This window comes from Amycolatopsis saalfeldensis (assembly GCF_900110575.1).
In the GTDB taxonomy this organism is placed as follows: domain Bacteria; phylum Actinomycetota; class Actinomycetes; order Mycobacteriales; family Pseudonocardiaceae; genus Amycolatopsis; species Amycolatopsis saalfeldensis.
The window spans coordinates 703,635-719,224 of record NZ_FOEF01000002.1 but is presented as its reverse complement, the minus strand read 5'-3'; the positions used below and the strand labels follow the sequence as shown (position 1 = coordinate 719,224).

Sequence of the window (15,590 nt, the reverse complement as noted above, 5' to 3'; positions counted from 1 at the left end):
TCATTCCTTCCCCGCCGCGTCCGCCAGCGCATGGGGACGGGACATCTGCTCGGTGACCGCGCGGTGGGCGAGGTAGGCGATGAAGCACTCGCCCTGCGGCCGGACGTTCATCCGGTTGTTGGTGGTGTGCAGGTACTGGCAGAGCAGCGCCGCGATGGCGACGAACGGCGGCGCGGCACGGTCCACATCGGACGGCCAGACGCTCCCGTCCTCGACCGGCGGCCGCAATCGGGCGACCGCGGTGTCCAGGGTGCGTTCCCAGTGCCCGCCGAGGCCCTTGCCGATCGGGCGCCCCTCGGCGAGGTCGGCCACCAGCGACCGGTACCGCTCCCGCTGGTGCTCGTACTGCCCGGCCCACGCGGCGAGCATCGCGTCCGCGTCCGGCAGGTAGCCCTGCCAGCGTTCCTGGTAGGAGCGCAGGAAAACGGCGCGCCCGGCGTCGTCGAGGCCGAGTGAGCGGCTGGCGATCAGCAGCAGCTGCAGCGCGATGCCCAGCCGGGCGTTGTCGCTGCCGACCTGCCGGAGCACCTGCCCGGCGAGCAGGCTGCTCACGTCGAACACGTCCTCGGCGACCGCCAGGCCCGCGGGGCCGCCGTACTTGGCCAGCTCGGGCACGTAGTCGATCCAGCGCAGGGTGTTGGCCGGTTCCGCGGCGCGCAGCTCGGGGTCGGCGTCGAAGCCGTGTTCAAGCAGGCTGAGCTTCTGCAGCGACGCCCGCAGCCGCTCGGGGTCGGCGTCGGCCGGGCCCGGGTGCTCGGCGAGGTGGCCGGTGATCCGCTCCGCCACCCGGGCGCGCACGGCTTCGGCTTGCCCGGCTTCGACCTGGAGCCGGACCCGGACGTGCGGTCCGCGTTCCCAGTGCCGCAGGAAGAACCGCCGCCGGAGCAGGCCGTCCGCGAACAGCTCGTCGAACAGCGGCAGCACCGCGCCGGTGATCAGCTCGTCGCTGTTGCCGTGGTAGAAGATGTGGGCCGACAGCCAGGTCGGCTCGGTACCGGTCATCGAACCCGTCCTGACGTCTCGATGGTGAACTCGCGGGTGGACAGCGGATCGACCGCCCCGGCGCCGTCGCCGCCGGGCGCGGGCAGGCACTCCTGCACGGTCAGCTCGCCGGGGGCCCGGCGCAGCGCCCGTTGCCAGGTGCGGACGCTGGTCACGCTGGTGAAGTCGAGGAACGCCGGCTTGCGCTCGGCCGCGCTGGGGAAGCTCACCAGGGTCCGGGTCAGCCGGGCCCGTTCCTCGTCGGAGACCGCGACCAGGGGGTCGGGCACGGTGAAGCCGCGCCAGAACACCTGGTCCGGCAGCCCGAGCGCGCGCTGCCAGGCCCGCACCTCGCGGTAGCCCGCCGCACCGTCCGAAGTGGCCGGATCGGGCAGCGCGGCCGGCGGGATCTTCCAGGTCCGGCGGGCCAGCACGACGTCGTCCAGGCGCAGCCGCGGATAGCGCCGGACCTCGGTGCCCTGGCCGGCGCGCTGGTCGACGCGGTCCCACCAGGCGAGGTTGCCCAGGCTGCCGATGCCGAAGAAGTTCAGGAACCGGTACAGCTGGGGCGCGAGGTCGTTCAGCAGGAAGTTCAGCGTCACCAGCCGCAGCGGCGGTCCCTGTTTTCCGTGGCGCAGCACCAGCTTCCCGGTCGACGGCTCGACCTCGGCCCAGCAGTCCTCGAGCGAGATGCCGGGGCCGCCCCAGTCCTTCGGGGTGCCGCACGGGTAGCGCAGGTGGGTGCCCAGCAGCGGGGGATGGACGTTGGCGTTGATGCCGAGCACCGCGGACAGGTCGGTGAGCGGGGCGGCCGGATCGTCGTCGAGGGCGATGTCGGCGCGGACCGCTTCGGTGAACCCGGTGGCGGGTCGCGGCGCGAGCGCGTAGGCCGTGGCGAACCGTGAGATCGCCCGGCCGTAGCCGGTGGCCCCGCCGTTGACGACCAGCAGCTCGTCCGGCCCGGCCCCCTGGCGCTGGACCTGCCAATGCACCCGCGGCCAGCGCGAGACCCAGCTGGGCGTGCGCTCGGTGATCGCGGCCAGCCGGTCGCCGTCGAGCCGGGCTTCCGGCTGTCCTGGGTCACTCTCGGGCTGGTGCAGGATCTCGTCCTGGAGCCGTCGCAGCTCGCTCGGGACCGGCGCGGTGACGTCCACCAGGCGTGCGGTGAGCAGGGCCCGCAGCTTGGGGGTCGACATGGCCGAGTACAGGGTGAGCAGCCGGTGCGGCCCCGGCCCGAAGGTCTCGACCACGACCTGCGCGACGATCGCCCGCACGTGGGCGTCGTCGTCGAAGAGCGGGATCAGGCGGTGCATTGTGGACAGTGCGCGCAGGTGCCGCTGCCAGTGGGCGGCCGATTCCTGCTGCGCGGTGGTGATGACGGAGTCCTCGTAGACGAGAGTCCGCGCGGTGTCCAGTGGCGGGGGCGGGACCGCGCAGAATCCGGCCAGTTCGGCGACGGCGGTGCGGGCGCGGTCGAGCAGTTCGGTACGCCGATCGGTGTCCGCGGCGCCGAAGGTGGCTTCCACTTCGCCCAGGACGTCGACGCAGGCTCGCAGCCGCTGGTCGGCGTCGGCGTCGCGCAGGATTTCGGTGATCCGGGTGAGGGGGTCGGGTTCCTGCTCGCCGAGATCGAGGTCCCTGGCCAGCACGCCCTGGTCGATCAGATCCGCGAGTGCACTGTCCGCTTCGGACAGCTCGGCGCAGCGCTTTCGTAGTTCCTGCACCGTGATCGGCTCATCGGCGGGAAGCTCGAGGACAATGCCGAGCACCGGCGACGGCTGGATCCGCACGATCCGCTCGGCCCCCGCGGCGGTGTGCGTGCCGTCCCGCCCCCGGACGATGAACACGACGCCCTTCGCCGAGGCCGCCGCGTACGGCGCGCGACGCAGGACGACGGTGCCGTCGAACCCGGGCTGCCCGGCCAGGTGGTCGGCCAGCGTGCGCTCCACCCAGTTCACGAGCTGCCGCGGCAGGCGGCAAACCGATTGCCGGGCATCGGGTTCGGTGCTTCTGGTGCCGGGTTCGCCGCTGATCGACAGCGGCCTCGTGTAGACCAGCTGCCCGAACGGTGACGGCTTCAACGCCCCGCGGCTGACCAGGTTCACCAGCGTCGCTTCGGTGGTGCGGGCGCGTTTGCCGCGCGCCTCGCCCCGGTCGACGTCCGCGGCGAACCGGTCGAGGTTGTGCAGCATGCCGTCGGAGGTGAGCTGGGCGGTGGTGCGCAGCTCCCCGCGGCGGGCGACCTCGGACAGCACCCGCTGCTCGGTGGTCCAGGCCTGGTCGTACTCGGCCACGAGGCGCTCGGCGAGGTCGGTCCGGGTGGCGGCGAGCGTGCCGAGCCCGGCGAGCCCGGGCACCTGCGCCGCCTCGGGCAGCGTGGTGACCGGCCGCAGCTGAGCCTCGGTCAGCTCGCCCGCCTGGTGCAGGATCCGCCGCAGGGCCAGCACTTTGCTGCGGCGCGCGCGGTCGGCCACCAGCGGCACCACGGCGGTCAGCGCCTCGGCGACGGCGGGCGCGCACGCGGCCCAGTCCTGGTCGGCCCGGCTCAGCTCGTCCGCGAGCCCGGCGACCTTCGCCGAGCTGAGCTCGCCCAGCACCGACGCCGGGATGCCGCAGACACGGACCACACCGTGCGGGCTGAGGCGGACTTGCGGTTCCGGCCGGGGGTTCACGCGGCACCTCCGTGCGTCGCGGGAACGGGTTCGTCGCGTTCGGCCGGCCGGGACGCCTCGCGCGCCGCGGCGGTCCGCGCGGCGACCCGGCGGCGTTCGTGGAATGTGGTGCGCTGCTTGGTGATCCGGTCCCCGAACTCCTCGACCGAGGCGACGAAGGTGCGCGGGCTGTCCGGCGGAACCAGGTGTCCCGCCCCGGCGACCACGGCGACGTCCGCGCCGGCTTCGGCGGCGGCCTGGACCGCGAGGCGTTCGTTTTCCAGCAGGGCGCCGTTGATCAGCAGTACCGGCAGGCCGAGGCTGGTGATGTCGGCGGCCTGGGGCAGCCGCAGGCAGCCGTCGTCCAGTTCGGCGGTGGTCGTGGTGAGCAGGTGTTCCCAGGCGGGGCCGTGGGTCTCGGCGAAGTGGTCGCGCGTCCGCTGCTGGTCGGCGGCCATGCCGATGAACGCGGCGAGCCAGCGGCCGAGCGTGCTCGGCCGCACGATCAGCGAATAACCCGACAACACGACACCGTGCACCGCTTCGGCGCCTTCGGCCGCGGCCGCGTGCAGCGCCACGGCCGCGCCGAGGTAGGACAGCCCCACCACCAGCGGTGGCTCGGGCTGCTCCCGGATCGCCGCGCGGACCCGGTCGATGGCGACCGGCGCCGGATGCTCCGGCAGCTCCCGGTCCGTCCCGTGGCCGGGCAGGCCGACGGTGACGACCGGGTGGGTCCACAGGCTTTCGCACGGTCCGTAGTGCGCGGCCGCGGTGCCCATCAGGCCGTGCACGAGAATCACTGGTCGCACCTGCCGGAGTCCTTTCTGTGCCGCTCACACCGGTTCGCCCGGGAACCCCGGGCGGCCGAGGGCCGCTCCCGCCCCGTGCCGGCGACGGGAGCGGTCCTCGGTGGTGTGCGCTACCTAGCTCAGGAGCTGCAGCTGCAGGTGCAGATGCAGGTCGTGCACGACGACGAGCTGGCCATCGTCTCGGTCAGGTCGTGCGAGTCGAGCAGCGTCTCGTCCAGGTAGTCGCTGATCTCCAGCGTGTCGGTGTCGAGGCCGGTGAGGCCCGCAACGCCCACGTTCGCCTGAATTGAGGTCGGTGCGCTCATGTAATCACCCTTCCATTACCAGGATAAGCAGACGGCAGACCGCCGCTGCATTATGTGGATGCCCCCAGCATCTCGGCCGCGCACTCGATAATGATCCGCGTACGTACTCGCCCGCCAAGCGGGGGCTGATTCACGGAACCATACCGATACAGATCTGTCTACTGCCGATCCGGTGGCGCCATGGGAATTCGAATCGGTACGACCAACAGTGGCTGTAGTCGGTTGACCCTTGACACCCCGTAGGGGTCGGGGTTGAATGAGGCCACTGGGTCGGACGTACTGGCAGGGACGCCGCTTCACCGCGGCGATCGTCCGGAGCAGGCTGAACTGGGGACCCGTTTTCTTTCTTGACCACCATGTTTCGTGCTAGCCATGTTTTCTGATAGCAGAGCGTAATGGGGACGCTCTGGGAATCGAGCTTTCAGCGGTACCGCCACGGTGCCGGCGTCCTTCGGCGCCGGCCGGTCCGACGTGTGCGTGCACGCTGCTGTCCGAGGACTACGCAGTCTTGGGGGACGAGATCCCGTGCTTTTTCCTGGTCTTTTTCGCCGGTTTTCGGTGGTGGCGGCGCGAGCCGTCACAGTGCTGGCGGTGCTGTCCGGCTGCCTGGCCGTGGTCTCGGCCGGCTCCCCGGCCGGTGGCTCCCCGGCCGTCCCGGGCGCTGCCTGCAGCCGGGCCCGGTTTCCGGTGACGCTGGTCGGCGACGCATCGGCGCAGGTCAGCGGCCTGCTCTGCCGGCCCGCGGGCGATCGGGGCCGGCCGTTGCAGGTGCTGCTGTCCGGCGCCACCTACGACAGCCGGTACTGGCTGCTGCCTTCCGCGCCCGGCAAGCCTTCCTACGTCGGCTGGATGCTCGCGCACGGGCAGCCGGTGCTGGCGGTCGACCGCCCGGGCACCGGCGCGAGCGGCCGGCCCGCGGCGGACCTGCTGACCATGACGAGTGAGGCGGACGCGGTGCACCAGGTCGTCGGCCAGTTGCGGTCGGGTGCGGTTCCCGGTGGGCGGTTCGGCCGGATAGTGCTGGTCGGGCACTCCGTGGGCACCAGTGTCGCGCTGGTCGAGGCGGCGGCCCACCACGACGTCGACGGCGTCGTGGCCAGCGGTTTCCTGCATTCTTACGGCCCCAGGCTGGGCACGCTGTTCGGCGACATGCACCCGGCCGCCGACGATCCGCGGTTCGCCGGTGCGACCGAACCGCCCGGCTACCTGACCACGGTGCCCGGAGTGCGGGCGGGGTATTTCTACGACGCCGCCGATTCGTCACCGCTCGTGATCGGCGTGGACGAGGCGACGAAGTCCACGGTGACCACGGGTGAGGAGAGCACTATACCCGCGGCCGCGGACCCGGCGGTTTCGAAAGCGGTTTCGGTGCCGGTTCTGGCCGCGGTCGGGGAAAACGACCAGCTTTTCTGCGGCGGTCCGCTCTCGTTCCCGTGCACCGATTCCGGCGCCATTATCCGGAATGAACAATCCTTTTATTCACCCGCCGCCCAGCTTGAGGGATATGTATTGCCCGGCGCTGGGCACGTGCTCAATCTGCACGACAACTCGACGCAGTGGTTCACTGCGGCGAACGGGTGGCTGAACCGGCATTTCCCGGCATAGCCGACGGACAACACCCCAAATCGCCCTCGTAGGGAGTGATCGCATGCGATTCCGAGACTGCGCCGTGCCCGAGGGGACCGGGCTCGCGACTTTCCGGGACGGGTCCCCTTACCTGAACTCCTCGGCCGTCGAGGTCGACCTGCCCGCGGGCGTGGCCGTGACCGCGCCGGACCTGGCGCGGGCCGCGCTGGCCCGGCCCAACCTGGTGCCGGAGCGGCTCCAGCCGGTCGCCGACGCGCTGACCCGCGTGCAGGGCGTGCTGTTCAAGCCGTTCGGCCTGGAGCCGAACACCAGCCACCGCAAGCGCGCCATGCCCGAGCTGGCCACCGGCAACCGCTTCGGCCCGTGGCAGGTCTACAGCGTCGAGGACGGCGAAGTCGTGATGGGCGACACCGACCCGCTGTGGGACTACCGGGTTTCGTTCCTGGTGACCGGGTCCATCGCGCGCCTCGGCGTCGTGCTGCGCGCGCGCAACAAGCCGGGCGAGATCTACTACCGGATGATGCGCCGGATGCAGCAGCGGATGCTGCGCGACGCCCTGGAGCGCGGCCTGCAGACCGTGGCGGCCGAGGCGCCGGAGGCACCCATCGCCGACGAGGCGCGGTGACCGCCGGGGTCGGCGCCACCGCCGAGTGGATCGCGCACGCGCGGGCCGCCGAAACGGTCCGCGCGGGCGGGCTGTTCACCGACCGGCTCGCGGTCGCCTTCACCGAGCGCAGCAACGCGCCGCTGCTCGAACTGTTCCGCTCCGCGCCGACCCCGCGGTTCGACGTGCTCGCGGTGCGCACGAGGTTCTTCGACGACTACCTGGCCACCGCGACCGGGCCGGGCGGGTCGCGGCAGGTGGTCCTGCTGGCCGCCGGGCTGGACAGCCGGGCGTTCCGGCTGGACTGGCCCCCCGGCACGCGGGTGTTCGAGCTGGACCTGCCGGAATTGCTGGAGGCAAAGGAAGAGCTCCTGCGGGACGAGGGCTTCGGAGAGCCGTCCTGCGTGCGCCGGGTGGTCCCGGCGGATCTGCGGGACGACTGGGCCGCCGCGTTGCGCGAAGCCGGTTTCGATCCCGGCACGCCGACGGTCTGGCTCGTCGAGGGCTTGCTGTACTACCTGACCGAGGCCGAGGCCGACGCAGTGGTGCGGGAGCTGAGCGGGCTGTCCGCGCCGGGCAGCCGGCTCGGGCTCGAGCAGGTGAACACGGACACCTACCGGGCGCCGTGGATGCGGGACTGGCTGGCGACGATGCGCGCCGAGGGGCGGCCGTGGCAGTCCGGCGTCGCCGAGCCGGAGCAGTGGCTGGCCGGGCACGGCTGGCGGGCCGCCGTCGTGGAACCGTCCGATGTGGACAGCTCGGTCGGCAGGCGCGTGCCCCGCACCCCGGCCCGGAGCGTGCCGGGAGTGGCCCGCACGTGGCTGGTCACCGCCGAACTCGGTGCACAGCAGTGAAAGCGAGGCAGCGCGGATGAAGATCAACACCGGGGTGCGGAGCGGCCGGTTCGCGGCGCTCGCCGAGGAGCTGGCGGACCGGTTCCGCGAGCGGGCGGCGGGCTTCGACGAGAGCGGCGAGTTCCCGCACCGCAACATCGACGAGCTGCGGGAGAGCGGCTACCTCGGGCTGACGGTGCCCGAAGAGCTGGGCGGCCTCGGCGGCGACCTGACGGACATGGTCGTCGCGCAGGACCGGCTCGCGGCCGGCTGCGGCTCCACCGCGCTCGTGGTCAACATGCACCTGTCGATGACCGGGCAGCTGGCCCGGGCCTGGCGCGGCACCGGCAGCGAGCCGGCGGCCGAGATGCTGCGCGGCGCCGCCCGCGGAACCGTCTTCCTCGCCGGGGCGACCGCGGAGCCGGGCCACGCGCTGGTGCGCTCCACCGGTGCCAAGGCGGTGCGCGTCGACGGCGGTTACCTGGTGACCGGCTCCAAGACTTTCGGCACGGGCACCGCGGCCGCCACCCACCTGACCTCCATGGCGGTGTGCGAGGACGATCCGGCCGGGCCGACGGTCCTCGTCTTCCGGGTTCCCGCCGACGCACCCGGCCTGAAGGTCAAGACCGGTACCTGGCGCAGCTCCGGGATGCGCGCGACGTGTAGCGACAACGTCGAGCTGCACGACGTGGAGGTGCCCGATTCCGCGGTCGCGCTGAGCTTCCCGGAAGGTCACCTGGACGGCACCCTGCTGCAGACGCTGTGGGGCTGGGCGATGCCGTCGTTCGGCGCGGTCTACCTCGGCATCGCGGTCGGCGCGCTCGAGCAGTGCGTCCGCGACCTGCGCAAACGCGGCTGGGAGCACCGCGCGTTCGCCCAGACCACGATCGCGGAGTGCGAGCTGCTCGTCGAGAGCGCCCGCGCGCTGATCTCGCGGACCGCCGAGGAGGTCATGGGCAACAGCCTGTGGACGGAGCTGGGCGTCCAGGAGGGCATGTCCCGCGTGCTGATGGCCAAGCTGGCCGGCACGAACAACGCGGTGGCCGTCGTCGACCGGGTGGTGCAGCTGGCCGGTTCCCCGGCGCTGAAGCCCGGTTCGGTCTACGACCGCGCGCTGCGCGACGTCCGGGCGGGCACCGTGCACCCGTACAGCAATGCCGACGCCTGCGAGCTGATCGCCTCGACCGAGCTCGGTCTGCCGGTCGCGCCGGTCAACCCGCCGCGCTCGGCCGAGCTGGCCACCCGGGCGGGCACCGTGGCCGGCGCGGCGCGCTGAGCCCGGCGAAAACATGGGTTTCGAACCAGGAAGCAGGGAGACCATGGACCGAGCGACCGCCGAGCGTCTGGTCGGCGACTTCGTGAGTGCCTACAACACCGGGAATCCGGAGCTGCTCGACCGCTGCCTCGCCGCGGGCTACCGGCACCCCAATCCCGCGGTGCCGGACCGGACCGCGTTCAAGGCGGTGGTCGGCCGGTGGTGCTCGGCCGTGGCAGACCTCGAGCTCGCGGTGCGGGACCTGGTCGTCGAGGGCGACAAGATCGTGGCGCGGATGACCTTCAGCGGCCGGCAGGTGGGGGAGATGCTCGGCATCGCGCCCACCGGCCGCGCGTTCTCGGTCGGCCTGATCGACATCTTCCTGGTGGAGGACGGCCTGCTCGCGCAGCACTGGGACGAGATGGACCTGCTCGGTCTGCACCGCCAGCTGGGGGCGCTGCCCGAGCCCGTCGCGGCGCCGGCCGGGAGCTGACGCGGTGACACCCTCGCCCCGCCTCGACCGCAACGAACTCCCGTTCCCGCCCGACGCGGTGCTTCTCGGGCCGTGGGAAGAGCTCCTCCGGCAGGTGAACCGGTACCCCTCCGGGGCTTGGCAGGCCCGGCTCACCGAGCTGGTCGCCGAGCGCAACGGCTGCCGGCCCGTCGACGTCGTCCTCGGCGCGGGCAGCTCCCGCGTGCTGGACCTGATCTGGCGCGCGGCGGTGGCGCCGGGTGCGAAGGTCGCGTACGCCGTGCCAGGATTCGAGATGTACCCGATCTACACCCGCCAGCAGCGCGGGGTGCCGGTCGAGGTTCCGCTGACCGCCGAACTGGGCACGGACTTGGCCCGGCTGGCCGAGATCGCCGTCGCCGAGCGGCCGGCCCTGCTCGCGGTGATCAACCCGCACAGCCCCAGCGGGCGCCCGGTCGGACCGGACGAGCTCGCGGAGTTCGTCGCCCGGGTGCCGGAAGAGGTCGTCGTCGTGATCGACGAGGCGTACCAGGAGTTCGACGAGAACGCCGAGCCCCGATCGTCGGCCGAATTGGCGACGTCGCGGCCGAACGTGGTGGTCACCCGGACGTTCTCCAAGGCCCACGGCCTGGCCGGGCTGCGGATCGGCTACGCGATCGCCGGGCCGCGGCTGGTCGCCGAGCTCAACGCCTGCTCGATGCCGTTCACCGTGTCCGACCTGGCCTGCGCGGCGGCGATCGAGACATTGCGCGACACCGGGCAGCACGAGGCGCGGATGACCGAGCTGCGGGCCGAACGGGCCTGGCTGACCGCCGGGCTGCGGTCCCGCGGCCTGGCTGTGGTGGACAGTGCCGCGAACTTCGTGCTGATCCCCGGTGAGCCCGGCTTCGCGGAGCACCTGCGCGAAGGTGGTGTCACGGTGAGCACTTCCGCGGTCGGCACGCGGATCACCGTGGGCACCCGAGCCGACAGCGTCAGGGTGCTGGAGGCGGCCCGGGAATACCGCCGTCCGAGCCATCCGGCCCGCACCGGCTGACTCCTTACGCCAGGCGCGCCGCGGAATCCTGGTGGGCGCCGCCCGGGATGGCGGCCAGCAGGTCGCGGGTGTAGTCCTCCCGGGGGGTGCCCAGCACCTCGTCGGCGGGGCCGAGTTCGAGCAGGCGGCCGGCCCGCAGGACGCCGACGTGATCGGCCATCTCGCGGACCACCGCGAGGTCGTGGGTGATGAACAGGTACGTCAGGCCCAGTTCGTCCTGCAGGTCCACCAGCAGCCGGAGGATCTGCGCCTGCACCGACACGTCGAGTGCCGACACCGGTTCGTCCAGCACCACCAGGTCCGGGTTGAGCGCCAGGGCCCGGGCGATCGCCGCGCGCTGGCGCTGGCCGCCGGAGAGCTCGGCGGGACGGCGGCGCAGTGCGGAGGCGGGCAGCGCGACCTGGTCCAGCAGCTGCGCGACCCGGGCCCGCCGCTCGGCGCGGGAGCCGATGCCGAAGGCGCGCAACGGTTCCCCGACCACCTCCTCGAGGTCGAAGCGCGGGTTCAGTGACGCGTACGGGTTCTGGTAGACGAGCTGGAACCGCCGTCGCAGCCGTCTCAGCTCCGCGGCGGGCAGCCGGGTCACGTCCTGGCCGTCGAAGGTGACGGTGCCGGCGCTCGGCGTCTCCAGTCCCACCGCCATCCGAGCGGTGGTGGTCTTGCCGGAGCCCGATTCGCCGACCAACGCGAGCGTGCGGCCGCGCGTGAGCCGAAAGGACACCCCGTCGACAGCGCGCACCGAACGCGGCGCGGAACCGTTGCGGGGCAAGGCGAAAGTCTTCACCAGGCCGTCGACGGACAGCAGCACGTCCGGGCCTTCGTCACGGCGCGGGCGCAGCGGCTCGCGCGTCAGGCTGGGCGCCGCGGCCAGCAGCCGCCGGGTGTACGGCTCGGCGGGCGAGGCCAGGATCTCCCGCGCCGGGCCCTGCTCGACGAGGCCGCCCTGCGACATCACCGCGATCCGCGCGGCCCGGTCGGCCGCCACGCCGAGGTCGTGGGTGATCAGCAGCACGGCGGTGCCGGACTCGGCGGCGAGCGCCTCGAGGTGATCGAGGATCTCCCGCTGCACGGTCACGTCCAGCGCGCTGGTGGGCTCGTCCGCGATGATCAGCTTCGGGTCCCCGGCCAGCGCGATCGCGATCAGCACCCGTTGCCGCAGCCCGCCGGACAGCTCGTGCGGGTACTGTCTCGCGCGCACCTCGGCCCGGTCGATCCCGGCGCGGCGCAACAGCTCGACGGCCCGGGCCCCGGCGGCCCGGCGCGGGGCGAGCCGGTGGATCAGCAGCACCTCGGCGACCTGGTCGCCGATCCGGCGGACCGGGTCGAGCGACACCGTCGGATCCTGCGGCACCAGCGCGATCTCCGTGCCCCGGACCGCCTGCCAGTCCTTTTCGGACAATCGGGTCAGGTCGCGCCCGGCGAAGGTGATCCCGCCGGCGGTGACCCGGCCGCCGGCCGGGAGCAGGCCGATCACCGCGTGCGCGGTGGTGCTCTTGCCGGAGCCGGATTCGCCGACCACAGCGACGATCTCGCCGGCGTCGACACTCAGGCTGACGCCGTGCACGGCGGGCACCACACCGGACCGGGTGTGGTAGGCCACCCCCAGGTCCGTGATCTCCAGCAGGCTCATCGTCCGCTCCGTTCGCCGTCGAAGGCCCGGGAAAGCCGGTTGGCGGCCAGCACCACCGCGGCGACGGTCAGCCCGGGGAAGGTGGTCATCCACCACGCGGTGGCCAGGAAGTTGCGCCCGCCCGCCACGAGCGCGCCCCACTCCGGGGTGGGCGGGGTCGCGCCGAAACCGAGGAAGCTCAGCGCCGAGACCTCCAGCACCGCGGTGCCGAACGTGATCGTGGCGAGCACCAGCACCGGGCCGAGCGCGTGGGGCAGCACGTGCCGGGTCAGCACCCCGGTCCAGCGCACTCCGCCGGCGCGGGCGGCCTCCACGAACACCCCGGTGCGGACCCGCAGCACCTCGGCCCGCATCAGCCGGGCGAACGCGGCCAGGTTGGCCACGCCCACGGCGATCGCCACGTTCGTGGTGCCGAACCCGAGCCCGGTCACCAGCGCGAGCGAAAGCAGGATCGCGGGCACGGCCTGCAGCACGTCGACCACCCGCATCACCAGCGCGTCGGCCCAGCCGCCGCGGAAGCCGGCCAGCAGGCCCAGCGCGGCGCCCGCGATCAACGCCACCAGGACCGCGAGCACGGTGGCGCGCAAGGAAAGCGACGCGCCGTGCACCACGCGCGCGAAGACGTCACGGCCGGTCTCGTCGGTGCCGAAGAGGTGCGCGGCCGACGGGCCTTGGAGCCGTTCGGCCGGGACGCCCGCGATCGGGTCGTAGGAGGTGAACAGCGCCGGGGCGAAGGCGGCCAGCAGTACCGCGGCGAGGACCAGCACCGAGAGCACCAGCCCCGGGCGGCGCACCAGGAGCCGGCCGTTCTGGCGGAGGGCGAGGTCAGCCATCAGCGCTCACCTTCTCGCGGACGACGGCCACCCGGGGGTCGAGCAGCGGGTACAGCAGGTCGACGACCAGGTTGAGCAGCACGAAGAACAGCGCGGACAGCACGATCACCGCCTGCACCACCGGGATGTCCTGCGCCGTGACGGCCGAAGCGGTGACCCGGCCGAGGCCGTCGCGGGAGAACACCGTCTCGGTCACCACGGACCCGGCGAGCAGGTTGCCCGCGACGACGCCGACCAGGGTCAGCGCGGGCAGCCCGGCGTTGCGCAGCGCGTGTCCGAAGTGGACACGACGGCGGCTGGCGCCCTTCGCGCGGGTGATCTCGATGTACGGCTCGGCGAGCTGCGTGCGGAGGCTCTTCGCGAGCACCTGGGCGATGATCGCGCCGGTCGGCAGGGCGAGCGTGATCGCGGGCAGCACCAGCGAGGCGAACCCGTTCGCCCCCAGCGCGGGGAACAGCCGCAGCCGAAAGGAGAACAGCTGGATCAGCAGCAGCCCCACCCAGAACGTCGGCAGCGAGGTGCCCAGCGGCGGCAGCGACAGCAGGAACCGGCGCACCGCGCGGACCCGGGTGTACGTCCCGAGAATCGCGGTCCCGCCGCCGAGCACCACGGCGAGCACCAGCGCGAGGCCGGTGACGGCGAGCGTCGGCGGCAGGGCGGTGAGCACCATGTGCGTGGCGTCGTCGCCGGTCGACACCGACGTGCCGAAGTCGCCGTGCAGCGCGTCGGCCAGGCGTTTCCCGTACTGCACCAGGACCGGTTCGTCGAGGCCGTACTGCGCGCGGGCCTCCGCGATCTGCTGCGGCGAAGCGGTGACCCCGCCGTCGGCGCCGCCGAGCTTGGTGAGCACGGCGTCGCCGGGCAGCAGGTAAAGGATCACGAACGAGAGCGTGAACGCCGCCCACAGCACGATCACCGCCTGCAGCAGCCGGCGGACGACCGGGTGCACCCTCATGCGGCCGACACCCACGCGTCGAACAGCTGAAGCCGCGACGAGGCCTCGAATCCGACGCCGTGCGCGTTCGGCCCGAGCGCGAGCACCTGCGTCAGCTCGAACACCGGGATCGCGTACGCCTGCTCGACGATCAGCCGCTGCGCCTGTTCGGCGGCGGGCTTGCGGGCGGCCGGGTCGACGGTCGAGGACTGCCGGTCGAGCACGGCGTCGAGCGGGTTGCCCGGGGCCAGCTTGCTGCGGTTGCCGGTCTTGGTGGAGAACTGCTGGCGCAGGATGTCCGGGTCGGCGCGGGTGACGTTGTACCAGAGGAAGTCGTAGTTCCCGGACTGCTGCAGCTGCGTGGTCTCGGCGTTGGTGTGCAGCTGGATCTGCAGGTCGAAGCCGATCTTGCGCAGCTGCTGCTGGATCAGCTCCAGCACGCTCTGGTTCTGGTTGAAGACCGCGGAGAAGATCACCGACGCGCTCAGGCGCTGCCCGTTCTTCACGCGGATGCCGTCGGCGCCCGGGATCCAGCCGTCGGCCTGCAGCAGCGCCTCGGCGCCGGCCGGGTCGTAGGCGAGCTCCTTGGACAGATCGGTGTAGAGCGGGGTGGCCGAGCCGAGGATGCTGGTGGCCGGCTTGTAGTTCTTCGTCAGCACGGTGTTGGTCACCTCGGGCCGGTCGATGCCCTTCGACACCGCCTGGCGGACCTTCACGTCGGCGAGCACCCCGCGCGTGACGTTGGCGTGCAGGTCGAACACGATGCCCGGGTTCGGCCGCACCGGCTCGGTGAAGCCGCCGCCCGCGGCGAACTGGGGCTCGTCGACGGGCTGGACGTCGGTGATCGCGTCGAGCTGGCCGGAGGCGAGGCTGCCGGTCCGCACCCCGGGTTCGGGCACGATCTTGTAGTCGACCTTGTCCAGGTACGCCTCGCCCTGGTGCGCCCAGAGCGGGGACCCCCAGTGGTAACCGGTGCGCTTGGCGAGCACGACTTCCTGGTTGGGCTTGAAGCTGGTGAAGACGAACGGGCCGGAGCCGAGCAGCCCTTCGCCCTGGCAACGCTGTTCCGCGGTCTTCCGGTACGCCGCGGGAGCCAGCACGCCGAGCGACATCGTGGAGGTGGCCTGGAGGAACTGCGCGCTGGGCGCGGTGAAGTCGATCCGCACGGTGGCCGGGTCGACCACCGTGGAGCTTCGGTAGGTGGCCAGGTAGCTCGCGCCGAGCAGGGCCTTCGCGCCGAGCGCCTTGATGCCGTCGAAGCTGGTCTTCACGGCGCTCGCGTCGACCGGGGTGCCGTCGGAGAACGTCGCGCCGGGCTTGAGGTGGAAGGTGAAGCTGGTGGAATCGGCGTTCACCGTCCACTTGTCGGCGAGCCACGGGGTGATCGCGCCGGTCTTCGGGTCCTGGTCGGTGAGCGAGTCCACGAGCTGGCGCCCGACGTTGAGCGCGGCGTTGGTGCTCACCTGCTGCGGGTCGAGGCAGTCCGGATTGGACGAAAGGCCGAGACGGAGGGTGCCGCCCGGGCGCGGCGGCCCGGCGTCGCCCGCGCCGGCCCCGCCCGCGGACGCGCAGGCGGCGAGCAGCAGGAGCGGAAGTGCCGTCGCGGCGGCGCGCAGGAGACGGTACGGGGAGTGGCCGGGCACGGAGATCCTCCTGTGGT

14 protein-coding genes are annotated in these 15,590 nt (G+C 72.5%); 6 read left to right on the top strand and 8 right to left on the bottom strand.

Annotated elements, in window-relative coordinates; translation table 11 throughout:
* The 4 genes from BMY97_RS07465 to BMY97_RS07450 all read right to left on the bottom strand — a co-directional run bounded on the left by BMY97_RS07465 (nt 1) and on the right by BMY97_RS07450 (nt 4,746).
* Nucleotides 1-1,002 carry a lantibiotic dehydratase C-terminal domain-containing protein gene (locus tag BMY97_RS07465; RefSeq protein WP_091614367.1) on the bottom strand — a complete coding sequence of 334 codons (1,002 nt, stop codon included), beginning with the start codon at nt 1,000-1,002 and terminating at the stop codon, nt 1-3.
* Nucleotides 999-3,653 carry a lantibiotic dehydratase gene (locus tag BMY97_RS07460; RefSeq protein ID WP_091614364.1) on the bottom strand — a complete coding sequence of 885 codons (2,655 nt, stop codon included), beginning with the start codon at nt 3,651-3,653 and terminating at the stop codon, nt 999-1,001. The genes BMY97_RS07465 and BMY97_RS07460 overlap by 4 nt, the downstream gene beginning before the upstream one ends.
* On the bottom strand, nt 3,650-4,441 hold the full coding sequence (locus tag BMY97_RS07455) for an alpha/beta fold hydrolase (protein WP_143086144.1): 792 nt from the start codon (nt 4,439-4,441) through the stop codon (nt 3,650-3,652). Before BMY97_RS07455 ends, BMY97_RS07460 begins: the two co-directional genes overlap by 4 nt.
* Before the next feature lie 119 nt (nt 4,442-4,560).
* A complete protein-coding gene (locus tag BMY97_RS07450) occupies nt 4,561-4,746 on the bottom strand; it encodes a thiocillin/thiostrepton family thiazolyl peptide (protein WP_091614358.1) in 186 nt (61 codons plus the stop codon).
* 561 nt (nt 4,747-5,307) lie between these two features.
* On the opposite strand from BMY97_RS07450, the gene BMY97_RS07445 reads away from it, so the two are divergent.
* The 6 genes from BMY97_RS07445 to BMY97_RS07420 are packed head-to-tail and all read left to right on the top strand — an operon-like array spanning nt 5,308 to nt 10,533.
* The gene (locus BMY97_RS07445; protein WP_177231220.1) at nt 5,308-6,351 is read left to right on the top strand and encodes an alpha/beta hydrolase; all 1,044 of its coding nucleotides are present in this window, start codon (nt 5,308-5,310) and stop codon (nt 6,349-6,351) included.
* A gap of 43 nt (nt 6,352-6,394) precedes the next feature.
* Nucleotides 6,395-6,958 carry a DUF2867 domain-containing protein gene (locus BMY97_RS07440; protein ID WP_091614353.1) on the top strand — a complete coding sequence of 188 codons (564 nt, stop codon included), beginning with the start codon at nt 6,395-6,397 and terminating at the stop codon, nt 6,956-6,958.
* On the top strand, nt 6,955-7,791 hold the full coding sequence (locus BMY97_RS07435) for an SAM-dependent methyltransferase (protein ID WP_177231219.1): 837 nt from the start codon (nt 6,955-6,957) through the stop codon (nt 7,789-7,791). The genes BMY97_RS07440 and BMY97_RS07435 overlap by 4 nt, the downstream gene beginning before the upstream one ends.
* Before the next feature lie 16 nt (nt 7,792-7,807).
* Nucleotides 7,808-9,046 carry an acyl-CoA dehydrogenase family protein gene (locus BMY97_RS07430; protein WP_177231218.1) on the top strand — a complete coding sequence of 413 codons (1,239 nt, stop codon included), beginning with the start codon at nt 7,808-7,810 and terminating at the stop codon, nt 9,044-9,046.
* 43 nt (nt 9,047-9,089) lie between these two features.
* Complete coding sequence (locus tag BMY97_RS07425; protein WP_177231217.1) at nt 9,090-9,518, top strand: ester cyclase; 429 nt, start codon at nt 9,090-9,092, stop codon at nt 9,516-9,518.
* A gap of 4 nt (nt 9,519-9,522) precedes the next feature.
* A complete protein-coding gene (locus BMY97_RS07420; protein ID WP_091614342.1) occupies nt 9,523-10,533 on the top strand; it encodes a pyridoxal phosphate-dependent aminotransferase in 1,011 nt (336 codons plus the stop codon).
* Nucleotides 10,534-10,537: 4 nt separating this feature from the next.
* Here the strand turns inward: BMY97_RS07420 and BMY97_RS07415 are convergent, their stop codons facing one another.
* Genes BMY97_RS07415 through BMY97_RS07400 form a run of 4 tightly spaced genes read right to left on the bottom strand, consistent with a single transcriptional unit; the run spans nt 10,538 to nt 15,573 of the window.
* Nucleotides 10,538-12,163, bottom strand: a complete 1,626-nt coding sequence (locus BMY97_RS07415) for a dipeptide ABC transporter ATP-binding protein (protein ID WP_091614340.1) — start codon at nt 12,161-12,163, stop codon at nt 10,538-10,540.
* The gene (locus BMY97_RS07410) at nt 12,160-12,996 is read right to left on the bottom strand and encodes an ABC transporter permease (RefSeq protein WP_091614337.1); all 837 of its coding nucleotides are present in this window, start codon (nt 12,994-12,996) and stop codon (nt 12,160-12,162) included. Before BMY97_RS07410 ends, BMY97_RS07415 begins: the two co-directional genes overlap by 4 nt.
* Nucleotides 12,989-13,951: an ABC transporter permease gene (locus tag BMY97_RS07405; protein WP_091614691.1), complete on the bottom strand. Its 963-nt coding sequence runs from the start codon at nt 13,949-13,951 to the stop codon at nt 12,989-12,991. The genes BMY97_RS07410 and BMY97_RS07405 overlap by 8 nt, the downstream gene beginning before the upstream one ends.
* Nucleotides 13,948-15,573, bottom strand: coding sequence for an ABC transporter substrate-binding protein (locus BMY97_RS07400; protein ID WP_091614334.1), 1,626 nt, complete (start codon nt 15,571-15,573; stop codon nt 13,948-13,950). The genes BMY97_RS07405 and BMY97_RS07400 overlap by 4 nt, the downstream gene beginning before the upstream one ends.
* Between the last annotated feature and the right edge of the window lie 17 nt (nt 15,574-15,590).

Coding starts and splice junctions, on each gene's coding strand:
- BMY97_RS07465 (WP_091614367.1), bottom strand. CDS start 1,002: ATGACCGGTACCGAGCCGACCTGGCTGTCGGCCCACATCTTCTACCAC.
- BMY97_RS07450 (WP_091614358.1), bottom strand. CDS start 4,746: ATGAGCGCACCGACCTCAATTCAGGCGAACGTGGGCGTTGCGGGCCTC.
- BMY97_RS07440 (WP_091614353.1), top strand. CDS start 6,395: ATGCGATTCCGAGACTGCGCCGTGCCCGAGGGGACCGGGCTCGCGACT.
- BMY97_RS07430 (WP_177231218.1), top strand. CDS start 7,808: ATGAAGATCAACACCGGGGTGCGGAGCGGCCGGTTCGCGGCGCTCGCC.
- BMY97_RS07425 (WP_177231217.1), top strand. CDS start 9,090: ATGGACCGAGCGACCGCCGAGCGTCTGGTCGGCGACTTCGTGAGTGCC.
- BMY97_RS07415 (WP_091614340.1), bottom strand. CDS start 12,163: ATGAGCCTGCTGGAGATCACGGACCTGGGGGTGGCCTACCACACCCGG.
- BMY97_RS07410 (WP_091614337.1), bottom strand. CDS start 12,996: ATGGCTGACCTCGCCCTCCGCCAGAACGGCCGGCTCCTGGTGCGCCGC.
- BMY97_RS07405 (WP_091614691.1), bottom strand. CDS start 13,951: ATGAGGGTGCACCCGGTCGTCCGCCGGCTGCTGCAGGCGGTGATCGTG.